Source organism: Sphingobium sp., from assembly GCF_048594625.1.
Lineage (GTDB): Bacteria > Pseudomonadota > Alphaproteobacteria > Sphingomonadales > Sphingomonadaceae > Sphingobium.
This window is the reverse complement of the sequence record NZ_JBMDWL010000072.1, coordinates 1-20,920: the sequence shown is the minus strand read 5'-3', so window position 1 is coordinate 20,920 and position 20,920 is coordinate 1. Positions and strand designations below refer to the sequence as shown.

The 20,920-nt window shown below is 59.8% G+C and carries 24 protein-coding genes and 1 pseudogene; 12 read left to right on the top strand and 13 right to left on the bottom strand.

The genetic code is table 11. The features are described from left to right. Nucleotides 1-226 precede the first annotated feature (226 nt). The 3 genes from ACOJSJ_RS08745 to ACOJSJ_RS08735 are packed head-to-tail and all read left to right on the top strand — an operon-like array spanning nucleotide 227 to nucleotide 2,098. The gene (locus ACOJSJ_RS08745; protein ID WP_420144593.1) at nucleotides 227-844 is read left to right on the top strand and encodes a ribonuclease D; all 618 of its coding nucleotides are present in this window, start codon (nucleotides 227-229) and stop codon (nucleotides 842-844) included. A gap of 25 nt (nucleotides 845-869) precedes the next feature. Continuing rightward, nucleotides 870-1,517 (top strand): LPS export ABC transporter periplasmic protein LptC, encoded by a 648-nt coding sequence (locus tag ACOJSJ_RS08740; protein ID WP_420144592.1) that lies wholly within the window; start codon nucleotides 870-872, stop codon nucleotides 1,515-1,517. Further along, the gene (locus ACOJSJ_RS08735) at nucleotides 1,517-2,098 is read left to right on the top strand and encodes an LptA/OstA family protein (RefSeq protein WP_420144591.1); all 582 of its coding nucleotides are present in this window, start codon (nucleotides 1,517-1,519) and stop codon (nucleotides 2,096-2,098) included. The genes ACOJSJ_RS08740 and ACOJSJ_RS08735 overlap by 1 nt, the downstream gene beginning before the upstream one ends. A gap of 162 nt (nucleotides 2,099-2,260) precedes the next feature. Here ACOJSJ_RS08735 and ACOJSJ_RS08730 read toward each other — a convergent pair whose 3' ends face one another. The 3 genes from ACOJSJ_RS08730 to ACOJSJ_RS08720 form a co-directional block, all read right to left on the bottom strand. Beyond that, entirely contained in the window at nucleotides 2,261-2,908 is a 648-nt protein-coding gene (locus ACOJSJ_RS08730; RefSeq protein ID WP_420144590.1) for a hypothetical protein, read from the bottom strand. A 156-nt stretch (nucleotides 2,909-3,064) separates the two neighbouring features. After that, a complete protein-coding gene (locus ACOJSJ_RS08725) occupies nucleotides 3,065-3,283 on the bottom strand; it encodes a hypothetical protein (RefSeq protein ID WP_420144589.1) in 219 nt (72 codons plus the stop codon). Nucleotides 3,284-3,479: 196 nt separating this feature from the next. Beyond that, a complete protein-coding gene (locus ACOJSJ_RS08720) occupies nucleotides 3,480-3,758 on the bottom strand; it encodes a hypothetical protein (protein ID WP_420144638.1) in 279 nt (92 codons plus the stop codon). Here ACOJSJ_RS08720 and ACOJSJ_RS08715 point away from each other — a divergent pair. Further along, nucleotides 3,649-4,002: a LysR substrate-binding domain-containing protein gene (locus ACOJSJ_RS08715; protein WP_420144588.1), complete on the top strand. Its 354-nt coding sequence runs from the start codon at nucleotides 3,649-3,651 to the stop codon at nucleotides 4,000-4,002. The genes ACOJSJ_RS08720 and ACOJSJ_RS08715 overlap by 110 nt on opposite strands. On the opposite strand, the gene ACOJSJ_RS08710 is transcribed toward ACOJSJ_RS08715, so the two are convergent. Beyond that, the gene (locus ACOJSJ_RS08710; protein WP_420144587.1) at nucleotides 3,987-4,415 is read right to left on the bottom strand and encodes a winged helix-turn-helix transcriptional regulator; all 429 of its coding nucleotides are present in this window, start codon (nucleotides 4,413-4,415) and stop codon (nucleotides 3,987-3,989) included. The genes ACOJSJ_RS08715 and ACOJSJ_RS08710 overlap by 16 nt on opposite strands. A gap of 80 nt (nucleotides 4,416-4,495) precedes the next feature. On the opposite strand from ACOJSJ_RS08710, the gene ACOJSJ_RS08705 reads away from it, so the two are divergent. Next, nucleotides 4,496-5,218, top strand: coding sequence for an SDR family NAD(P)-dependent oxidoreductase (locus tag ACOJSJ_RS08705; RefSeq protein WP_420144586.1), 723 nt, complete (start codon nucleotides 4,496-4,498; stop codon nucleotides 5,216-5,218). Nucleotides 5,219-5,674: 456 nt separating this feature from the next. On the opposite strand, the gene nhaA is transcribed toward ACOJSJ_RS08705, so the two are convergent. From nhaA to ACOJSJ_RS08675, 6 genes are all read right to left on the bottom strand, one after another. Further along, nucleotides 5,675-6,991 (bottom strand): Na+/H+ antiporter NhaA, encoded by a 1,317-nt coding sequence (nhaA, locus tag ACOJSJ_RS08700; protein ID WP_420144585.1) that lies wholly within the window; start codon nucleotides 6,989-6,991, stop codon nucleotides 5,675-5,677. A gap of 128 nt (nucleotides 6,992-7,119) precedes the next feature. Further along, complete coding sequence (locus tag ACOJSJ_RS08695) at nucleotides 7,120-7,386, bottom strand: hypothetical protein (RefSeq protein WP_420144584.1); 267 nt, start codon at nucleotides 7,384-7,386, stop codon at nucleotides 7,120-7,122. Nucleotides 7,387-7,428: 42 nt separating this feature from the next. After that, nucleotides 7,429-7,590 carry a hypothetical protein gene (locus tag ACOJSJ_RS08690; RefSeq protein ID WP_156306778.1) on the bottom strand — a complete coding sequence of 54 codons (162 nt, stop codon included), beginning with the start codon at nucleotides 7,588-7,590 and terminating at the stop codon, nucleotides 7,429-7,431. Beyond that, a complete protein-coding gene (locus tag ACOJSJ_RS08685; protein ID WP_420144583.1) occupies nucleotides 7,587-7,898 on the bottom strand; it encodes a hypothetical protein in 312 nt (103 codons plus the stop codon). Before ACOJSJ_RS08685 ends, ACOJSJ_RS08690 begins: the two co-directional genes overlap by 4 nt. 227 nt (nucleotides 7,899-8,125) lie before the next feature. Further along, entirely contained in the window at nucleotides 8,126-8,986 is an 861-nt protein-coding gene (locus ACOJSJ_RS08680; protein ID WP_420144582.1) for a transglutaminase family protein, read from the bottom strand. Nucleotides 8,987-9,038: 52 nt separating this feature from the next. Further along, nucleotides 9,039-9,296, bottom strand: a complete 258-nt coding sequence (locus ACOJSJ_RS08675; protein WP_028657400.1) for a GlsB/YeaQ/YmgE family stress response membrane protein — start codon at nucleotides 9,294-9,296, stop codon at nucleotides 9,039-9,041. A 330-nt stretch (nucleotides 9,297-9,626) separates the two neighbouring features. On the opposite strand from ACOJSJ_RS08675, the gene ACOJSJ_RS08670 reads away from it, so the two are divergent. The 6 genes and pseudogenes from ACOJSJ_RS08670 (at nucleotide 9,627) to ACOJSJ_RS08645 (ending at nucleotide 14,653) form a co-directional block, all read left to right on the top strand. After that, nucleotides 9,627-10,211 carry a DUF4142 domain-containing protein gene (locus tag ACOJSJ_RS08670; RefSeq protein WP_420144581.1) on the top strand — a complete coding sequence of 195 codons (585 nt, stop codon included), beginning with the start codon at nucleotides 9,627-9,629 and terminating at the stop codon, nucleotides 10,209-10,211. Between the two features lie 64 nt (nucleotides 10,212-10,275). After that, nucleotides 10,276-10,722 carry a ferritin-like domain-containing protein gene (locus ACOJSJ_RS08665; RefSeq protein ID WP_420144580.1) on the top strand — a complete coding sequence of 149 codons (447 nt, stop codon included), beginning with the start codon at nucleotides 10,276-10,278 and terminating at the stop codon, nucleotides 10,720-10,722. A gap of 69 nt (nucleotides 10,723-10,791) precedes the next feature. Then, nucleotides 10,792-11,178, top strand: coding sequence for a PRC-barrel domain-containing protein (locus ACOJSJ_RS08660; protein ID WP_420144579.1), 387 nt, complete (start codon nucleotides 10,792-10,794; stop codon nucleotides 11,176-11,178). Nucleotides 11,179-11,373: 195 nt separating this feature from the next. Next, the gene (locus ACOJSJ_RS08655) at nucleotides 11,374-12,399 is read left to right on the top strand and encodes a sensor histidine kinase (protein ID WP_420144578.1); all 1,026 of its coding nucleotides are present in this window, start codon (nucleotides 11,374-11,376) and stop codon (nucleotides 12,397-12,399) included. Nucleotides 12,400-12,685: 286 nt separating this feature from the next. Further along, nucleotides 12,686-13,843, top strand: coding sequence for an alpha/beta hydrolase family esterase (locus ACOJSJ_RS08650; protein WP_420144577.1), 1,158 nt, complete (start codon nucleotides 12,686-12,688; stop codon nucleotides 13,841-13,843). 178 nt (nucleotides 13,844-14,021) lie between these two features. Then, nucleotides 14,022-14,653 (top strand): annotated as a pseudogene (locus ACOJSJ_RS08645) (tyrosine-type recombinase/integrase). 395 nt (nucleotides 14,654-15,048) lie between these two features. On the opposite strand, the gene ACOJSJ_RS08640 reads toward ACOJSJ_RS08645, so the two are convergent. After that, nucleotides 15,049-15,564, bottom strand: coding sequence for a hypothetical protein (locus ACOJSJ_RS08640; RefSeq protein WP_420144576.1), 516 nt, complete (start codon nucleotides 15,562-15,564; stop codon nucleotides 15,049-15,051). Here ACOJSJ_RS08640 and ACOJSJ_RS08635 point away from each other — a divergent pair. Beyond that, entirely contained in the window at nucleotides 15,545-16,618 is a 1,074-nt protein-coding gene (locus tag ACOJSJ_RS08635) for a winged helix-turn-helix domain-containing protein (protein WP_420144575.1), read from the top strand. The two genes, ACOJSJ_RS08640 and ACOJSJ_RS08635, sit on opposite strands and share 20 nt — an antisense overlap. 355 nt (nucleotides 16,619-16,973) lie before the next feature. Here ACOJSJ_RS08635 and ACOJSJ_RS08630 read toward each other — a convergent pair whose 3' ends face one another. Both ACOJSJ_RS08630 and ACOJSJ_RS08625 read right to left on the bottom strand, forming a co-directional pair. After that, a complete protein-coding gene (locus ACOJSJ_RS08630; RefSeq protein WP_420144574.1) occupies nucleotides 16,974-19,028 on the bottom strand; it encodes an AsmA family protein in 2,055 nt (684 codons plus the stop codon). Between the two features lie 275 nt (nucleotides 19,029-19,303). After that, nucleotides 19,304-20,464 carry an alpha/beta hydrolase-fold protein gene (locus tag ACOJSJ_RS08625; RefSeq protein WP_420144573.1) on the bottom strand — a complete coding sequence of 387 codons (1,161 nt, stop codon included), beginning with the start codon at nucleotides 20,462-20,464 and terminating at the stop codon, nucleotides 19,304-19,306. Nucleotides 20,465-20,920 lie beyond the last annotated feature (456 nt).

Here is a 20,920-nt window from a genome sequence, read left to right as displayed (position 1 = left end):
CGAATGACATGCAGAATCCACCGCAAACGCGGATTTGGGAATCACTATAACAACTTTTCAGGGCAGCGCGAATGATTTTCACTTTTGCGATCCTGTTTCGTTCCAATAGGTCGAAAACTACCCAAATGGGGTCGCTTCATCGTGCGAATACGGCATTCCATCGCGACTTTGCATCAGGACAAAGCCTAGAATGCGGTTCGTCCGGTTTGGCCATAGAGGGGACGCTATGACCGTGCATTTCCATGAAGAAGACATTCCCGAAGGCGTGCTGGCGCCCGGGCCCGTCGCCGTCGACACCGAAACGATGGGCCTCATCACGCCGCGAGACCGCCTGTGCGTGGTCCAGATCAGCGATGGGCAGGGCGACGAACATCTGATCCGTTTCAACCCCGGTAGCGATTATGCCGCCCCCAATCTGAAGGCCGTGCTGGCCGATCCGGAGCGGCTGAAACTCTATCATTTCGGGCGATTCGATATTGCCGCGATCCAGCATTATCTGGGCGTCGTCGCCGCGCCGGTTTATTGCACCAAGATCGCATCGCGCCTGATCCGCACCTATACCGACCGCCATGGCCTGAAAGAACTGGTACGCGAACTGTTGGGCCAGGACATCAGCAAGCAGCAGCAGTCAAGCGACTGGGGCGGCCCGGTTCTGTCCGACGCGCAGAAGGATTATGCCGCGTCCGACGTGCGATACCTGCACGCGCTGAAGGCCGAACTGGACAAGCGCCTGATCCGCGAAGGGCGGATGGAACTGGCGCAGGCCTGTTTCGACTTCCTGCCGCACCGCGCCGCGCTGGATCTGGCGGGCTGGCCGGAAATCGACATTTTCGCGCATATGTAAGCGCTAGAGACAGCAAGGGTCATCCATGTCCGTTCAGGCCGATCAGCAACGCGATGTGCGCCGTCTCTGGGCAAAGCCCGGCGGCAGCCACGACCGCATGGTCGCGCTGCTGAAAAACTGGCTGCCGGTTGCTGTGGGCGTGCTGGCGGCATTGCTGGCGACCGCGCCCTTCACCGGCGGGGACAAGGTCAGTTTCGTGCTGGACAAGAACAAGGTCGCCGTCGCCAAGGACCGGATGCGCCTGACCGAAGCGCTGTATCGCGGCGAGGATAGCAAGGGGCAGCCCTTTTCCCTGCGGGCGGGGTCGGCGGTGCAGAAAAGTTCCCGCGAACCGATCGTCGACCTCAACAGCATGTCGGCGCGCATCCTGCTGTCCGACGGTCCCGCCGTGCTGAACGCGCAAAAGGGGCGGTACGACATGGACACCGAACGGGTCGCGATCGTCGGGCCGGTGCAGTTCGAGGCGGCGGGCGGATACCGCCTGACGACCCGCGACGTGGGCGTCGACCTCAAGACCCGGCGGATGAAAAGTGCGGGCCGCGTGGACGGGCGCATTCCCATCGGCACGTTCAGCGGCGACCATCTGGAAGCGGACATGGCGGCGCGCACCGTGACGCTGAATGGCCGGGCAAGCTTGCGCATCGAGCAAAATGGTCTCAAAGGGCGAAACTGATGAAACGCACCCTGATCCTGCTTTCGACCGGCTTCGTCGGGACCGCCACGCTGATGTTCGCGGGGGCCGATGCGCCGCTTTGGGCGCAGGTGTTCAAGAATCACGACAGCAACGCCCCGGTCAATTTCAACGCCGACCGGATAGAGGTGCAGGATCGCGCCGACCGCGTCGTCGTATCCGGCAATGTCGAAGTGACGCAGGCGGGCATGACGCTGAACGCCGCGCGCATGACCGTCGCCTCTCGCAACCAGCCCGGCGGTAACAATGGCGGCGGCAATATGGGCGGCGTGGAAATCGACCGCATCGACGCGTCGGGCAATGTCGTGGTCACCAAACAGGATCAGACGGCGCGTGGCAATGTCGCCATCTATGACCTTAATGCCAAGCTGATCACGATGCTGGGCAATGTCACGCTGACGCAGGGGGCCAACCGGCTGACGGGCGGACGGCTGGTGATGGACCTCAACAGCGGGCGCACCACCGTGGATGGCCGCTCCACCGGCGGCACCAGCGCAGGCACCGCCACCAGCCCCAGCGGACGCGTGTCGGGCACCTTCACCGTGCCACAGCGCAAGAACTGACCGGCAGCGGCCGTTCTTGGGCGGCCATTGGTAGGGCGTTGCGCCAAGGCATTGCAGAAGCCAGCGCGTAACGACCAGTTTCGACCAGAAATTGCCGTTCATCGGCAACTTTGCAAAGAGCGAAACCTGACGCTTGTGCACTTTCCGTAGCAGGTCATTGCCCTAAGGCCTTTCGCCATACTGTTCGTTTCCGATGAAGCCGAAGGGGTATCCCGACGCCGCTGCGCCATTTATGAGGCACCAAAATGTTCCGTCGTTTAACTTGCCTGACGAAACGGCGTCGCCTTCGAAGGTGCCCATCCCATGCATGGTTTTAATTGTGCCAGTTGCATTAGGGCCGCACATCGCTTCGAGTTCACGAACGAAAGCCACCTCATCGGAATGTTTGGGGTCATAAGTTGGCAACCGGGAGAGTAACCCCCTCTTCTCTAACCAAGCCTTTGCGTCAGCCTTATCTTTTTCATTCGACATGCGCTGGTACACGGTCTGGTAGCCCCGCTCTACCGACAATGGAAACACCACATAGTAGCTTGAAACCAGCGAAGCACGGGCTACGCACCTTAACTGTTCTTCCGAAGCGGATACATCTCCCACTTCGATCACATCCTCTTGAAGAGTGTCATCAAGCTTTGAACGGACGTTCTTCATGCCGCACGCGGCGACCTGCGCTACCGCGACTTCTGGTTTGACCAACTCAACATGAATATCGAGCGGATTCGCTGGGATGGCACCGGCCATAGCAGTAGCCATAAGTTTGATCGAAATACCAAGCATGAAGATGGGTGTTACATTCTCATCGAATGTCCGCAAGTCGCTCGATCCATTCCGAAACCCGACCGTCTCCTACCCACCCCTCAGCGCCGTTCTCGCATTCGGTTTCATGCGAATATTGACCGGGACCGGAAGCACCGGCGCGACTCGTCACGCCTTTGACTCGATCAAATCGCCAAGATGGGTGGATTGCGGTCATTCCCGCAAGATCATTTTAACGTGCCTGATCGCCTTTGCAGATGTATTTACAGGCTCGTCAGCTAGATGGCTACCGCCCCAGCTTTCAGCTATTAGATGAATATGATCTGTCTTTTTATCATCCAAAAGTTTGATTTGCGAATAAAATTCGGCGATTCCTAATTGATCGAGGTATATCTCAAGCTGTTCGGCATCACTCATTTCAAAACTGATCATGCCACTCTCCGGTAGGGTGAGCGGTCAGTTTGCCCACTATCTCAAATGTCCGCAAAGGATCGACAGCTGTTGCGTTTTGCTGCCGGTTACTGGCAGGTTGGCCATGGCGACCCACCCGCACGCAGCGGATGCCTGACTAGCAAAATGCCTGCCGTCGGCGGACATGCCGGCGGCGGGCGTGTCTGAATAGTTTTGGTCAGGCGGCCGCAATCCGGACGGAGGTTTCGCGATAGCTGTGCAACGGCCGACCGAGCAGGTTCACCAGGCGCTCGCGATCACCACCTTGCGGAATCATGACGTCGCTAACGTAGCGCTCCGCCATCAGTCGCATCTCATAAGCCGCCCATTTCGGCATGAACGTCGCCATGTTGGCCTCGAACTCGCTGGGCGCGGCCGGAAGCTGGACGGCGATTACGCCGGCCGGGCCGATGGAGATCGATATCGAGCCGACATTGCGCCTTTCGTCGCTGGTCATGATCCGCGATGCCGTGCGTGCGGCCGCGGGGGTGGCGCGCCTGCTACTGTCGCTGGTGATCCGCGACATTGCCGCCGGGCGGCTGGCGAGCTGGGGCGACGTGGCAGGATCGGGCATAGCCTTGTGGGCGCTGTACCCGACGCGCCGATTGCTCAACGCCAGGGCGTCCGCCTTCCTCGATCACCTGCGCCGCGCCTTTTCCCGCGCCGCAGCCGAAGAGCTTGCCGCCTATTTCGAGGCCTGAGCACGCCCGGCCGGGTCATAACCGTGATCATAGCGGTCGCCCGCTTCGTCTATCTCACGACCATGAGCAAGCGCCCAACCGCACAGCGCTTCGAACGGCTGCCGCAGCGAATGGCCAAGAGGAGTGATCGCGTACTCGACTCCGATCGGAGCCGTTGAGAGGACGGTCCGTGTGACAAACCCGTTCCGCTCAAGGCGCTTGAGCGCGTCGGCCAGCGCCTTGTGGGTAATACCGTTCAGCCGTCGCTTGATCTCGTTGAACCGGGCAGGTTTGGGGCAGATCGCGATGAGGATCAGAATGGTCCACTTGTCCGCGATCTTATCAAGAACGGGCCGGATCAGCGGCATCTCCGACAGGGCTCTCTGCGCAACGCAGGCCAGTTCAGTATCCTCGGCTATATCTAGGCTACTCATAGTGCGTTCTTGATAGCAGATATTCACTGTATATCTAGTGCCCCATCTTTATCGTGACGGGAAATTGTAAAATGAATCGAATGACGGACAAAGCGGCTCTGGTGGTGGGCGGGGCGAAAGGCATCGGGCTGGCGGTCGCGAAGAGGCTTGCTGTGGAAGGTGCGGCAGTATTTATCACCGGTCGCGCAGCCAATGAGGTCGATCTGGCGGTCGATGAGATTGGCCATGGAGCGATGGGCCTCGTCGCCGACGCCGGATCGCCGCAGGGTCTGGAGCGCGTCATGTCCATGGTCCAGGACGTGCACGGTCCTATCGATGCCTTGGTGCTCAACGCCGGCATCAGCGAACCAACGTCGCTGGCCGACATCACGACCGATCATTTCGACCGGCATTTTGCCGTGAATGTCCGGGGTGCCGTCTGTGGTCTGAAGTCTGCGCTCGGCATACTGCGCGATGGGAGCAGCGTCGTGCTGATGGGGTCGGTGGCCGGATCGATCAGTGTCTCCGGCTACGGCACGTACGCTGCGAACAAGGCCGCACTGCGATCCTATGCCCGTACTTGGGCGACGGAGCTGGCGCCAAGGGGTATTCGCGTGAACGTGGTTGCGCCAGGCCCGACCGACACGGAAATGATGGCGCGCGTCCTCGACGATGTACGCGCGGCGCTAATCGCGCCGATCCCGCTCGGCCGCATGGCCAGACCAGAGGAAGTTGCCGCCGCTACGGCCTTTCTGCTCAGTGATGACGCGAGTTTCACCACTGGAGCGGAGCTGTTTGTGGATGGGGGCATGGGGCAATTTTGAGAGAACTTCTCGGCGAACAGCGGGCGGCGTAAGTGAAAGTGAACGACAGTTCGTGGATGCTGCCGTTCAAACGCCGATCGGAGAACGACGCAATCTGGTCGAGACCTACCAATTACCGGACTGTCCGGACCCGGAGAGGAGAAATTGGTGCCTGACTGGCGACAAAGGGTCGAGATCGGCGGGAACTGGGACGAAGCCGCCATTCTCCGCTCGTCGCTTGAATGACGGCTTGCGGCAAGAGCAGCCGCTTGAGGCTACTTCGAATATCATTTTTAGTAGACTGAAGTTGGTCTCACTGCCACTAGCGGCACCGCCGACATGGCATCATCCGTGCCGACGCTAAAACGCGCCTCTTCGTCGACCATCATCTGGGGCATGATCCTATAGCCATAGCCGGCAAAGATGCCGCCGACCAAAGAGTCTAGTTCCCTGCCCGAACTTATCGTTGGATGGTCACTAGGCATTCCCTCGTTTGTGCCGCGTCACCCAATAAACGGCCAACAGGCCCACGACAGCCGATGCGAGCGAGGCAAGAAGAATTCCCAGCTTCGCCGCAACCAGCAGCGTCGAAGGATAAGCGAGGTTCGCAATGAAAAAGGACATAGTGAAGCCTATCCCGGTCAATAAGCTGCCGGCTGTGAGGAAAGACCAGTTCAGGCCTGCTCCGAGCGTTGCAAGGTCCGAACGCAGCGCCAGCCAGCTGAAGAGCAGAACGCCTATGGGCTTGCCGAAGACCAGCGCGACAAAGATCGCGACTGTGACAGGTTGGATGTCGGACGTCGAAAACGCGACCCCCGCATTGGCCAGGGCGAAGAGAGGCATGATCGCGAACCCCACCCAGGGGTGCAGCATCATTTCCAACCGCTCCAACGGCGATAGGGACTCGCTGATAGCTCGGCCCGCTTCTACAAGTTCGCGGCGATCTGATGTGTCGCCACTCCACTCATGATCGCGCGGTTCCAGGACGTTCCCGAGGATGGCGCGCAGACGCGGCACACCCACCCAGATTCGCGCCGGGGTCATTAGCCCGAGTATGACACCGGCGATCGTCGCGTGGATGCCGGAGGCGTCAAGGCACAGCCAAAACGCGGCTCCGAAGAAAAAGTATATCGGGATGCTTCGGATGCCCAGACGAGCGGCGATGACGATTACACTCAGGACCATAAACGCAAGACCGATTGCGACGAAATTCAAGGCGTTTCCGTAACCAATCGCCACGACCAGGATGGCGCCGATGTCATCAAAGATCGCCAAGGCTATGAGAAACAGGCGCAAGCTGTGGGGAACGCGCGAACCAAAGAGCGCAAGTCCCCCGATGACGAACGCCGTATCGGTCGCCATCACCGTTCCCCAGCCGTGCGTGCCGGCTTTTCCGGCCAGAATCGCAATGTAGATCGAAGCAGGCACTATCATGCCGCCCAGCGCAGCTGCGAAAGGAAGGGCCGCCGTTCGCAGGTTTCGCAATTCGCCCAGAGCGAACTCGCGCTTCATCTCCAGGGACACCACGAAGAAAAAGAAGGTCATCAATCCGTCGTTGATCCAGTGCCCCGTTGAACGGGTAAAGTCCAACGAGCCGATCTGCAGGCCGATCTGCATCTCCCAGAAGGCCAGGAATTGCCCAGACCAAGTCGTATTCGCGAGGCTCAATGCGACTATCGTAGCGACCAGCAACAATCCCCCGGCTGCGGCCTCGACCCTGAGGAACTGCGTGAACGGCTTTGTTATTCGGTCGGCAAACTCGTGCGGCAGGCCTGGATTTGCGGGATCGATCATCTCGCTCTCTTCACACTGCGGCCTAAGGGTTGTAGTATTCAGGAACGGCATGCCTGCATGCCGTGATGGCCGGGCAGAGGATGCTAACGTACAATCGATAGATCTCCTCGGATTTTTGGTGGCTCGATTCAGCGGCTTTCGAACCCCCTGTCCGGGTTTTCGCTGAGCAGCCTGTCCTCTTCGCTGGGTATCCTCTCATTTTGAAGAGCGGCCATGTCCGCAATGATGCGCGTTCGTTCGCGACAAGCTTCGCGTTGTTTGGCGGCAAGGGCCACGGCGCCCCATGCGTTGGCCGCTTTCTCGGCCACGCGGCGGATGTTCTCCAACACCGCATTGGTCGCGCGATCGCGCTGGACATTCTCCTGCATCCGGCAAAAGGTCGATGAAAGCTCCATGGAACGTCCTTTCAAAAGCTTCGATACCTTTGGTGGCCAAGATCAGGAGGGTTTACCGTCACGTCTGGCCTGAGCAATTGCGTCGCTCAGCTTCGAGTAGCGATAATCCTTGTAACGATACTGATCGACCGGAACGCGAGTGATCTCGTAATGAGCCATCTGCTCGGCCGCAGCGGCTCCCTCCAGTTCAGAAGGATCGTTCATCCTGGTTGCTCCCGCGACTGAACACTGGCCCACCCTGCTTCAAGCTTGGCCTTTTGCTGGCGAAGGACGCGTGAGCGATGTGCATAGGTGTTGTAACGCGTCCCTACCCGCCCATCGGCAAAATCGCTGGCCAGCTTGCTTTCCATGCAACGAACCTGAGCTTCGAGCGTCTCGACATCGCTGGCGGAAAGCGCGGGGGTTGCGGTCGGGAACTTCGCTCCGGCGACGTGACCGCCCTCATTCTCCCAATTGTCCTCACGCAGGGATCGCGCGGCGTCACCCTGCGCACCACTGGAGTGCGGGATCATGGGAAGATCGAGTGGAAGTTCCGCTCTGTCCGTACTCGTTATGCTACTGGATAAAAAGGACATCGTTCGTCTCCGTCAATGAGCGGGAGCGCGAACTATCTCTCGGCCGCATTCGAGCCCTGGGCATTTGGAGTGCGGTAAGTTCGATATGGGGTGTGCAAAGGCGAAATACCATAGGCGGAGAGCCCATTTGGCAAGCTACGCTCTTATCCACTGCGCATGGCTGGTCAGCGCAGTTCGACTTCCACGCTCATATGGTCCAGCATTTTCGCTGGCCCCGCATAGCTGCCGCTGACCGGTGCGATCTGGTGCATGGCGCGACCGGTCGCGACAGGCACAAGGTTGAAACCACCAACGCTGCGGTTGGTTGGGTCGAAGGTGATCCAGCCAGCACCGAGTACAAAGACCTCCGCCCAGGCGTGCGTGGACCCGGCCGCATCCTGGCCGACGAGGGTTTCCGCCCGGTTGTCGAGATAGCCCGAGACGATCCGCGCGCCGAAGCCGAGGCTGCGCGCCGCCTCGACGAAAAGCACCGCGAAATCGCGGCAGGATCCCCCGCCGCGATTCAGCGTCTCCACGGGGGACTGGGTGCCTTCATCGTCTCGCGCCTGATAGGCGATCCAGCCGGGAACACCCGCGCTCAGGTCCTTGAGCAGGGCCAGCGTGTCGGTCGGGTTCCCGCGCACGAACCCTTGCGCCCAGTCGTGCAGCCGGTGGTTCGCGTCCGGATACTGCATGACGGCCAGGCTGCCGAGGTCTGTCCATTCGTCGTCGCTGTATCGAAACGGATAGGCGATCGCCGACGCGGAAATGGCGAACACCGGCCACGCCACCGCGCCGACGCGGAGAACCGATCGGCTTTCGATGACCAGGCGGTCGGTGATGGATGGAAAGATCGCCGTCGCAACCGCATTGCCCGCCACGTCACGCGCCCAGGAAATGCCGGCATCGGGCGTGATGTCTAGATCGAAGGACGCAAGGTCGATGTCATGCCCTTCGCGCGGGCGCAGCATCAGCCGGTGGGGACCAAGTTGCACCGGCTGCCGGTAATAATAGGACGTGCGATGCCGGATGGTGAGCGTGCTCAAAGGACTTCAACGCCGGCGCCGCATCGCCGCGACAGCCCCATGGATGAGAAGCTCAGCGTAGCGATCCGCGGCGGATCAGGTTGACGATCGCAAGCAGTACGATGGCCCCCGCGAGCGAGACCAGGAACGTGGTGACAGTGAGCGGCGCGTTGTTGATGTCGCCCTTGGCAAAAATCAGGCCGCCGATGAAGGAGCCGACGATGCCCACCACGATATTGAGGATGATGCCCTGCTGGCCGTCCGTGCGCATGATCACGCTGGCGAGCCAGCCGATCACGCCGCCGACAATGAGCCACATGATAATTCCCATAATCATTCTCCTGTGATCCAGAAGACGATCGGGCCTTATCGACATATCGCAACCGGAATTATGCGAACGGTCGATCCGATATAATCGTTCCACAACACGTTCAATATTTAACATATGAAATATTTATCCGAATATTTGGCGCGGTTGTCAGATGTAAGCAGATATTTCTGAAAATATTGAGGGATGGATGCAACGATATCCACTTTTGATCGTTGTCAGATAGCTCCAAGCGATACCTGTCCATCTTGGAAGGTGCGCTTCCTGCCAAAGAGCGGGCGTGGCTTTTCCACCGGCATGACCGGTGAGATCGCGCCTGCAAGGAACACTACCATGAAACTGATAATGATCTCCCTCCTGCTCGGCACGGCGATGCTCGCCGTCCCCGCAGTCACCTCCGCCCAGTCCACCACACCTGCCACGACCGGCAGCTATTCCAGCGTGAATGTAGGCGTCGGGCCGGTCCATGGCCTTGATGCTCCGGCCTTCTCGGCTGCCGCATCCGATGCCAACCAGTTTCAGATCGCGGCAAGCCGGCTCAGCCTCGCACGCTCACAGCGCAGCGATGTAAAGGCCTATGCCCAGCGCATCATCTCGGAGTCGCAAACCTCCCAGCAGACGCTGCTCGCCTCGCTGAACAACGATCAGCGCAAGATCGCCAAGCCCACTACGCGCTTGTCGGCCGAGCGCGCCTCGATGCTCAAAATGCTTCGCAGCACGCCGCGCAGTTCGTTCGACAACCTGTACCTCACCCAGTCCGCCCAGGTTCAGCAGGGCAATTGGGCCACGTACAAGGGATATGCCGAAGATGGCGCCGACCAGTCGTTGAAACAGGTCGCCGGCAATGGCGTGCCCATCATCGAGCAGCAGCTGCAGCAGGGCGGCGCGCTGCTGCCTTCGGCGCTCTCGGGAAACTGAACGTCACAACGGGCCGGGAGATGCAGATCTCCCGGCTCCTGACGCTATCGGAAAGGATACGGACATGAACGACCAGCATGATATCTCGGTTCTGAACGGACTGATCACCACCACCCTCGACAGCCTGAAAGGCTTCGAGGACGCCGCCGACGATGCAAAGAGCACGCGCTTTGCGACGCTGTTCACCAGTTTCGTCCATGATCGCGGGCAGATCGTCGCTACCCTGCAGGCGGAAGTGCGCAACCTTGGCGGCGAGCCGGAGGACAGCTCCAGCCTCCTGGGTGCGGCGCATCGCAGCTTCATGGACCTCAAGCAGGCCCTCACCGGCAAGAACGACAAGGCGATCATCGACGAAGTCGAACGCGGCGAGGATCATATCAAGGCGAAGTTCGAAAAGGCGTCGAAGGACGCCGAGCTTCAACCCGCGGCGCGTGACGTCATTCGCGACGCTTTCGTGTCGGTGAAGGCCGGGCACGACCAGATGCGCGATTTGAAGCACAGCCTTGCCTGAGAATGCATTTCCGGGGGCGGCGGCCGCATGGGCTTGCCGCCCCTTTTTATTACCGAAAGGAGCCAGGCCATGGCCACCAATGCAGAAGCACCGGCCGCGCCTTTGGGCGCTGTTGTCCTGACCTCCGCCGACGACATTCGCGGCAAGGCCGTCCTGGGCCGCGATGGCGACAAGCTGGGCACGATCGCCAAGCTAATTCTGGATGAACGGACCGGACAGCTCGCCTATGTCATCCTGTCCACCGGGGGATTTCTCGGAGTGGGGCAGAGCTATCACCCCATTCCCTGGTCGGCGTTTCACTACAGCGAGACGGAGGGCGGATATGTGGCGGCCATAGACAAGCGCCTGCTGGAAGGCGCGCCCAGCTTCCGGCCGGATTCGGCGCCCGTGTTCGACGAAACCTATGGTCGGCGCGTGACCGACTATTATGGGACAGCGCCGGCAACCAATGGCTGATCCGGACCGGCCTTGTCCGGGTTCAGGGACGGCGACATCTGCCCGGCGTCGAATAGATGCCGGGCTTGCGCGCAATCGTGCTATGATGCGGTTTCGAGTTCATGCGCTCCTCAAAGAAGCGCGCGGTTCGCGATTGCCGGATACAGCCCTCATCACCGCGGGCTTTCTGGTTTCCCCGGAAAGGAGGCCTTCATCATGAACCCGCCCGTCCACCCTGATGTAGCTTACGGCCTCGCGCTGGCGATTCTGACATCTTCCGCCGCGCCCGCGTTGTTGCTCGACGGGGACTTCACCGTCATCGCCGGAAGCACATCCTTTTACCGCGCTTTCGGTCTCGATCCGTCGCGTGTCAGCGGGCAGTCGGTGTTTGCGCTCGGCGCGGGGGAGTGGAACGTACCCCAGCTTCGTTCGCTGCTCGGCGCTACCCTCTCGGGCCATGCCAGGATCGAAGCCTACGAAATGGATCTCAAGGGTGAGGCGCCGCCGCGGCGCCTCGTTCTGGGCGCCCAGAAGCTCGACTATGGCGAGGCGGATCATGTCCGCCTGCTCCTGACCATTTCCGACGTCACCGAAGCCCGGCTCAGCGTGAAGCTCAAGGATGACTTGCTCCGCGAGAAGGCTATCCTGCTCCAGGAGCTTCAGCACCGCGTTGCCAACAGCCTCCAGATCATTGCGAGCGTGCTCATGCAGAGCGCGCGCCGGGTGCAATCGGACGAAGCGCGCGGGCATCTCCACGATGCGCACAATCGGGTGATGTCGATCGCGACCTTGCAGCAGCAACTCGCGGCATCAAGGTTGGGCGAGGTAGAACTGCGTGAATATCTGACCCAGTTGTGCAAAAGCCTGGGCGCCTCGATGATCCACGATCATGACAAGGTGTTGATCGTGGTCACCGCCGACGGCACTAGCGTGAATGCCGACATCTCGGTCAGCCTGGGGCTGATCGTCACCGAGCTGGTCATCAATGCACTAAAGCATGCGTTTCCCGGAAGGCGCGATGGCAGGATTCTCGTCGATTATCACATGCACGATGTCGGCTGGACCTTGTCGGTCAGCGACAACGGCATTGGCACGCCCGAGACGCTGGCCGATGCGAAGCCGGGCCTGGGCACCAGCATCGTCGAAGCTTTGGCCAGTCAGTTGCATGCGACCGTTGAGACCGAGGGTGGATACCCAGGGACGACCGTTTCGGTTACGCATACAAAATCTCCATCGTCCTAAGACAGCCCTCGCAACGCAGGTTGAGATCGCACAACATGAGATCACCTACGGCAAGCCGGCCCTGTTCGATGACACGTTGACGTCCCCCGGTTGGAGGTGAAGCCGCGCGGGTGTCGACCGCCGGTCCGACTTGTCAGCGTCGGAAACTCGGACGCTTCTTCGCAACCGGACTGAAAGAAGTACTTGGGTGCCTTGCATCAATGGTCTGACACCCTATTCATTGTGCGGTGCGGCAAGATGGTCATAACCACGCCTTCGCAGGCTATCTTCATCCAAGGTGATTATCATGCGCAAACTCTCCGACACTATAGAACGGCTTGCTTTACTGCGTAATGCGGCCGATATGAGTGCAGTGCCCCGCGGCCGCCTCGAAAGCCTTCCGAATTTCGGCTCGAACCCTGGGGCTCTCCAAGCCCATATCTATGTACCGCCAACTCTCTGCGATGGAGCAGCCCTCGTCGTCGTCATGCATGGTTGTACCCAGACGGCGGCTGGCTACGACGTGGGGGCGGGCTGGTCCGAGATGGCCGATCGGTACGGCTTTGCCCTCCTGTTTCCTGAGCAGCAGCGGCGTAACAACCCGAATCTGTGTTTCAACTGGTTCTCGCCGGAGGACAGCCGCCGTGGTTCCGGCGAGGCGCTTTCGATCCGTAAGATGATCGACGCCGTCGCCGGTGCCCACCCGATCGATCCGGCGCGCATCTTCGTCACAGGCCTCTCCGCGGGAGGGGCGATGGCCTCGGTCATGCTGGCGACCTATCCGGAGGTGTTCGCCAGCGGCGCGATCATCGCCGGCCTGCCCTACGGCTGCGCGAGCACGATCCCGCAAGCTTTTGATCGCATGCGCGGGCACAGCGTCCCGCGTGAGGCGGAGCTTGCGGCGCTGGTTCGCGGCGCCTCCGATCATCCGGGTCCATGGCCTACCCTCTCGATCTGGCATGGCAGCGGCGACCCAACGGTGAACCCCAACAACGCCGACGCCATCATAGCCCAGTGGCGTGCTCTGCATGGGGTCGGTGTCGATCCCGCGCGGACCGAGGCCGTCGATGGATATCCCAGGCGCGTCTGGTGCAACGCCACTGGCCATGAGGTAATCGAGGAATACAGCATCACCGGCATGGGCCATGGTACGCCGCTCGACACAGCGGGCGAGAACGGCTGCGGCAAGAGCGGTGCCTACATGCTCGAAGCCAGCATTTGCTCCACACGACACATCTGCCGATTCTGGGGCTTAGTGGGTAGCGATAAGCATGCTGTTCATGTTAGACCTGCCGAAGCGGCACCTACGAGACAAAGCCTTGCTCTCACATTTGGATCGAACGCGGTGAATGAGACCCCAGGTGCCGGTGTCCCGACGGCGCGCCCGCTGATCGACGTGCCCGCAATCGGCGGAGTGGGCAAAGTAATTGAGGATGCACTTCGGGCAGCCGGGCTCATGCGTTAGCGGCTCGCAAAACTCAACGCACGCCATGACCCACTGGATCTGTGACGGTTTCGTGCCGGTCATCCACTCAAGCGGGAACGGGAACGGCTTAAGGGGGTCGCTAGGCGCCGTGGGTCTTCCTGTTTATCGAGCGCCAAAGCGTTCTTCGAGCGGCCTCTGTGGCCATCGGAGAACGATCATGGAATCGCCTGAAACTGAACTCACCGCCACCAAGCGCCAGGTCTGGAATGCCGGAAGGGCCGTTGGCGCTAAGCGTGCACTGAAACCGAAGCAGATTTGGGAGATCCGATTTTACCTAAATCAGCGCCGCCGTTTGCGAGATCGAGCGCTGTTCGATCTGGCGATCGACAGCAAACTCAGGGGCTGCGACTTGGTGCAGATGAAGATCGGCGACCTTGTCAGCGGCGGACAAATTCGAACGCGTGCGATCGTCATGCAGCAGAAAACAGGTCGGCCTGTTCAATTCAAGCTGCTTCCAGACGCTAGGGCAGTCTACTGGCCTGGCTTGAGCGGCGGGGCGGCACGGTGGACGACTATGTCTTTCCGAGCAGGGTTGACCATAATGGGCATCTCAGCACCCGACAGTATGCCCGGCTCGTCGATGAATGGGTGACAGGGGTCGGTCTGATGCGAAACGAGTACGGGACGCACTCACTTCGCCGGACGAAGGCATCAATAATCTACCGGGCAACCGGCAACCTTCGCGCCGTCCAGATCCTCGTCGGTCATAGCAAGATCGAGAATACGGTGCGCTATCTCGGGATCGACGTGGAAGACGCGCTCACCTCAGCCGAAAACACCGAAATCTGACTCGATGGCTCCTCGCGTCCCGCGAGGGGCCATTTTAACGCGCTTGGGAAAATTGCTGCCCTTCCCAAGCCGCTTATCGAACGGCAGAGTTGGTCAAAAGCCGTTATCACTGGAAGATCTGCGGAAGTCCGACTTTGGTCGCTACCTGCCGGAATAGCGGACCTTCCGCACTTGGGGTTCAAGATTTGACCGCTGAGCGTCTCATAAGGGCCGGCGACCGCCGTTCCCTATAACGGCCGCGAGTGGCGAACATCAAGCCTCGGTCTTACTGTTTTGCTCGAGAACAGCGCGGCTGAAACACCATGCCGCCGTCAGCCACAACAGAGCAAAAACGGTGAGAAAGCCCCATTCGACCGGGTGGCCAGACACCATTCTGAGCGCGGCGATACCAACGGCTACTGACCGATGGCCAGCAGCACTGCGATCCATTGCATCGCTTTCGGCCAGAACCGACAGGCCATCGCGGCATCAGTGGCCCCTACAACCATGAGGAAGAAGAAGATGTTAACGGAGTCTTCGTCGCCGATGATACCGACCGCAGCGTTCGACCAGAACGTGAAAATGGCGGTAAAACCACCGATCAGGTAGCCAATACGCGGCGCACCGGGTCGGGCAAATCGCGCCGCAAGCTCTACCACGGTTCCGACAACGCCGAGCAGCATAGCAGCGAAAACGAAATCCCCGGCGGTCCAATTCACTTCGTCGGTCATCTTCATGGCTAAAGCAGGCAGAAACAACAGCGCCAGAAGGCTGCCCCAGCCGGCAATACGCCATCCATTCAAAAGCGGGGATCGGGTCAGAGATAGGTCTTTCATAATCGGGTCTCCCAGTGGTTTTCTCGCTGTGGCCTTCGGTCGGCCGCGTATGAAAGGCATGAGCAATTTATGAGCAATGGCTGAAATCACGCTCAACGCTTGCTCCGCTCGCGAGATGACGCCAGACCGCCGGGGCATGGAGACACCAGCCCGCATCCTACGCTTTGACGCGTTCCAGCTCGATGGCGACAACCGGCAACTGTGCAAGGATGGCATACCCATCGAGCTTGGGACCTGGTATTTCGACGCCTTGGCCCTGCTCGTCTCGCGGCGCGGGGAGCTTGTCACCAAGGACGTGTTCATGGAACAGGTCTGGCACGGCATTCCGGTGACGGACGAGGCGCTAACGCAATGTGTCCGGACGTTGCGCCGTGCACTGGGCGATGATGCCGCCAATCCACGCTTCATTGAGACCGTGCCCCACGGCTATCGCTTCGTCGCGGAAATACTCAAGCCGCTGCAGATGCCACCACGTGCACAAGGATCACAGGTCGCCGGTGTCTCCACGCTGGCGGGCCTTATGTCAGGTGCGGTGGCCGGCCTGATCTACGGCATGATTGCAGCGACGGGCAGCAGCGCGCAGGTGCTGATCCTGGCGGCGATGATCGACGCGCTCGGCCTGCTCGCCGGTGCGGGGCTCGGCACCGGGATGGCTACAGCTCTGACGTGGCGCGGCCGCGCTGATGGCTGGCTGGTGGCCGGAGCCGCGATCGGCGGCCTTACCGTCGGTGCGTTAGGCAACCTGCTCGAGAGGGAAAACGTAGGTTTGCTATCGGGGGTGTCCATAGCGAATGTCACCGGGCCCCTTGAAGGGGTGGTGCTAGGCACGGCCGCGGGCGTCGTCGCCTGGGCGGCATTGATAGGATATCATTGGCGGATAGTGACCGCCGTTTCCCTTATCGCAGGTGCTGGCGCAGCTGCCCTTATTTTCTTCTCCGGCGGGACATTGCTGGTCGGCTCTCTTCAAGCCCTTACGCAGGGCCTTTCCGGAACGCAGATGAACCTTGCAGATATTGGCATATTGATCGGAGAGACTGGACTTACGAGGAAAGCAATTTTGCTCACGATCTGTGAGGAAAGCCAACTCTTCATTCTGTCGATCGGTATAAGCCTCTTTGTTGCGCGTAATCGATCAATGAAGCCCGATTAGGAAACGCAGGCTGCCACATATTGATTTACAGCCGTCATTCGCTTCCCAGCCATGACTAAGGTCGTTGCGCAATACCGAAAACAATATGACGACTTCTGGCGCAACGAGGCATTCATCCCGGCGGGTGGGAGTGACGATCCTGGTCGACAGCTGACGGGAAAGCGGAACGTCTGCTGCTGAGGATCGATAATTGGGCGCTAAGCGTCCGGTATGGATCGGCCGCTGCCGTTAGCCGACAGTAAGTATCTTCGAACCGCCGATAAGGCTCTGCCTTTGCAGAAACAGCAATCGGGCCATTTGGCGTAATCTGTTGAGGTACCGCCTGTCGCTAAAGCGAGACGTCAGGCTGTGTGGGTCAACGCTTCTTCGGCCTAACATCATCTCTTGGCTTACCGCTTTTTGTCCGTTGTGCTGCCGCTTTTGCGCCCGCAAGCACGGGACCGCAGGCTGCGGATTTCGCGTCACCAACATCCACAAATGCAAGCACGGCAGCAGGCGGACTGGCCAGCAGCGCCAAGCCAAGTCCGGCGCCCGAGCGGCCTACAAGTTCCGGGCTGATGACGTTCAGCGACGGAACACCGAAATGGCCGCCAATGCCTACCGGCGACTGGCCCGAGAACAGGCTGAACTTCTTGCCGTCGGCCCGCATTCCAATATCGAGAGCCTCTGTCTTGAAGCTGAAACCGCCGCGCCCGGTAATCACGTTCTTTCGCGTGTCGATCAATATGGGGTCTGTGCTGGCCAGGCCGTTGCGAACGGTAAAGGCGACGAGTCCGCAATTTATCTGCACCGGTTCCTTCAGTCGCCCCTGAAACATTTTGTAGGCAAAGGTGCCAAGGTCTAGCTCAGAAAGCTGTACGTTGCGCGTCCAAAAACTTCCTTGGGGAATGATAAAGGCAATGCGGCCCGTTGCACTCGCCAGACTGTCATGAATGGTGTCACCGCGCCCTGCCAATTTTATGCGGCCGTGGATCATCCCCGAGGTGCCAGCTTCGGCAACGCCATATCCTGCCAGCAGTGTTGCAAGGGGAGTGGGAGCAAGGCGAATGTCATAGCTGTCGGCGGCCGGTCGCTGCCTTGCGTCCAATATGATGTCTGCCGCTACCTTTCCCCGTGCCATAGCAAAGGTGAGAGGCGACAGAGCGAGACGCCCGTTGTCCAAAGCGAGGCTAAGATCAATGTTGGAGACTGGCACGTTGCGCGATCGCACGACGCCGATCTTCCACTTCAGCGCTGCGTCGAAAGCCTGCATCCTTTCTACGGGGAAGGCTGCGTCCGGCAGAATGCGGTTAGGCGCCGCACCGGTTGCCGCAGCCGCAGCGGCAGCACCCTTCGCTTCGACAATGTCTGGGTTATAACCGATGAAGGGTGCAGCATCGATGATGTCGAGACGCCGAGTGGTCAGTTCGGAATCCAACCTGATCCGGCCGCCGTTGGTAACGGTCAATTCTCCGGCGACATCACTGTTTCCAAATGTGCCACTTAGTTTGGTGAAACGATAGACCTCGCCGTCTTTCACAAGCTGGCTCTTGAGGCGATAGGTTCGCGTTTGCGGAATGAGCACTCCAATGATCGCCAACAGCTCGGACAAATCTCGGCCTGTGGCCTGGGTCTGCAACGGCACATTCTCTATGTCCGCGACAGACGGGAGATTTCCCTTCACATCTATAACATTGGCGCCCGCCCATGCGCGCAGGCTCAGCTGGTTGCGACCACGATTGGCCGTTTCATCGGGCGAATAAAGTTTGGCTGTCACACGAAAGGGCGTTTCGCGGATGCGTCCCGTTCCGTTCACGCCCACGGTTTTATCGATGCGAGCGTCGATGGAATTGATTTCGTCGAACTGGAGATCGGTAAGGAGCCTCATGCGCGGATCGAGATAGCGCAAGCGCGTGCCGGCGACGCTGGCCCTGTCGATCCGGGGAAAGGTGAGCGGCTTGCCACCCTTGCCGTCGCCAAAAGTCCAACTGTTAGCGTCATGGGCGCGATTCCATTCAAGGTCGATCGCTGCGTCGTCCAGAACTAATGAATAAAAATGCCGCTTCCCAAACAGCAGGGAGAGCGGTGCGATCCGGGCATCTACCTGTCGCGCAGTAAAGAGCGAACGTCTCTCAGCCCATGCAGGATTGGCGACGGTCAGCCCCTGCGCGAGAAATTTGATGCTGAAAGGCGCGAAATAGAGCTGGAAGTCGCCTTTTACCTTTGTGTGCCGTTCAGTAAGCGCCGTCACTGTCCGTTCAAAAGGCCCTTTGAGAAATCGGCCTTTGGTGACGAAAAGGATAAGCCAGGCACCGAAAATCGCGATCAGGACGGCGAGGCCGATTTTACCCAGTGGATGGAAACGCCGCCATGTTGCCTTGACCTGGAAGCCTCTCCCATCGGGCAATAGATTGGACGGCGCGATTCCCATCGAGGGTAAACGGCGAAAGTAGGCAAAATGTTGCCTTGGAACTTGGATGTGGAGCGAACAGACCCCGTCCTGACGGTTACCGGACAGTCCGGATCTAAAGATGTGAACTTGGTGCCTGAATGGCGACAAAGGGTCGACGGGCGACTGTCCGATCTCTTGTCCCGTGATGGATCGCGAAAGCGTGAACGAGCGTCTGCGTTAAAGAGATTGGAACGTGCCCTTGAGCGTAGTAGGCGGCGATGTAAAACTCGGAAGGCCATCACCTGGCCGTTTCATCAGTCGCGGAAGAGGAGTGGTGCGAATTCGCGCAGGCTGCGTCGCCACGAAAGGAACTCATGCGCCGTGTCCTGCGACACATAGAATACGCTGCGATAACCCGCCTTCTTGAGCGCATCTGATTCCTCGCGCGGATCGCGACGGGGCGTTCCAGCAGGCCCCCGGGCACGGCCGCCATCCAGTTCCCGGCTGCCGTAACTGACAAAAACCAGCTTCACCTTGTCCTTAAAGCCAGGCGTCTTGTTAACGTCGTCCAGCGAGAAGCTGCCGCCGCTAAACAGCCCGATATGAGAAAATTTGTCGAGGTTCGCAGGTGCGATCGCCTTCGTTTCGAACCCGCCCATTGACAAGCCCGCGAGCGCGCGTTGCTTCTGGTCCGGCAGGGTGCGGAAGTGCGAATCGACATAAGGGACCAGTTCGTTGACCAGCACCGTCTGGAACGGCTTAACGTCGAAGCTGGGCAGCGTTCCGGGCCGTGCATCGTTGGTCATGCCATAAGTCATGACGATGATGAACGGCCGCGTCTTTCCGACGGCGATCAAATTGTCCATGATGAGGTTGGCATGCCCCTGATTGGACCAGGCGGTCTCGTCCTCGCCCCAGCCGTGCTGCAGATAAAGGACCGGGTAGCGTTCCTTCTGGTTCGCATCATAGCCGGGTGGCGTGTATACGAAGGCGCGGCGGTGCGTGCCCGTGCTGGGCGACGGAAACAGAACCTGCGAAACCCGGCCATGCGGCACGTCCTTGACCGCGTAGAAATCGGCATCGTGCGCCGGCACTTCGATGCCGCTTTCCCACCGGACGCTGCCATAGAAGTTGAGCGCGCCCGGATCGTTGAAGGTGCCGCCGTCGACGTTCAGATGGTAATAATGAAAACCCTCGTCTAGCGGCCCTTCCGACGTGCCCATCCACGATCCGTCAGGCGCCTTGGTCAGCACCGTGCCGCCGCGGCCGCCAAGGCCCAGCGTCGCACGCACCGCTTTTGCATCAGGTGCGATCACTTTGAACCGGACATAGCCCTGCGAATTAACCTGAGGGTAGGCTTGGCCAGGCTGGTTGAGGGTGGAAGGCTTGAAATCCTCGATCACGGCGGACGCGGGCGGGGAAGCGGCAGGTGTCGAAGCGGGCTGAGCCAGCGCACCACTGATCCCGATCGTCAAAGCTAGACCTGCAGTCAAAGCCCTTCTCATGCCGTTCTCCCCTCTATCCAATAAACTTTATTACTCTGACTATATGCATATCGGTGGATCAGGCAAGCTCTGAGCACCGTCCCGACTAGAGGCGGGTCAAGATCAAGACCAGCCGTGCTCCGCTTCGAACGCGGAGCAAATGCGCCGATATCGAGGTAGCAGTCGAGCACTTGTCCAATGGACACATTATAGCCGGCGCATTTGCCGACGGCGCACGCCGTTTGAAGCCATCAAACGGGATTGCATAACTGGATCGTCACGCGTCTAACGCTTCGACATCGCAGATTAGGCGGCGTGGACAAATTGGTTAGAAGCGAGCTTTCCAAGTGTCGTCTGGATACTTGATGATCTGCCGCCGCCATATCCAGATGGCGAAGGCGAACATCAGCACGCCGGAAGTGATGCCCGCAGCCCATCCCCTCTGAT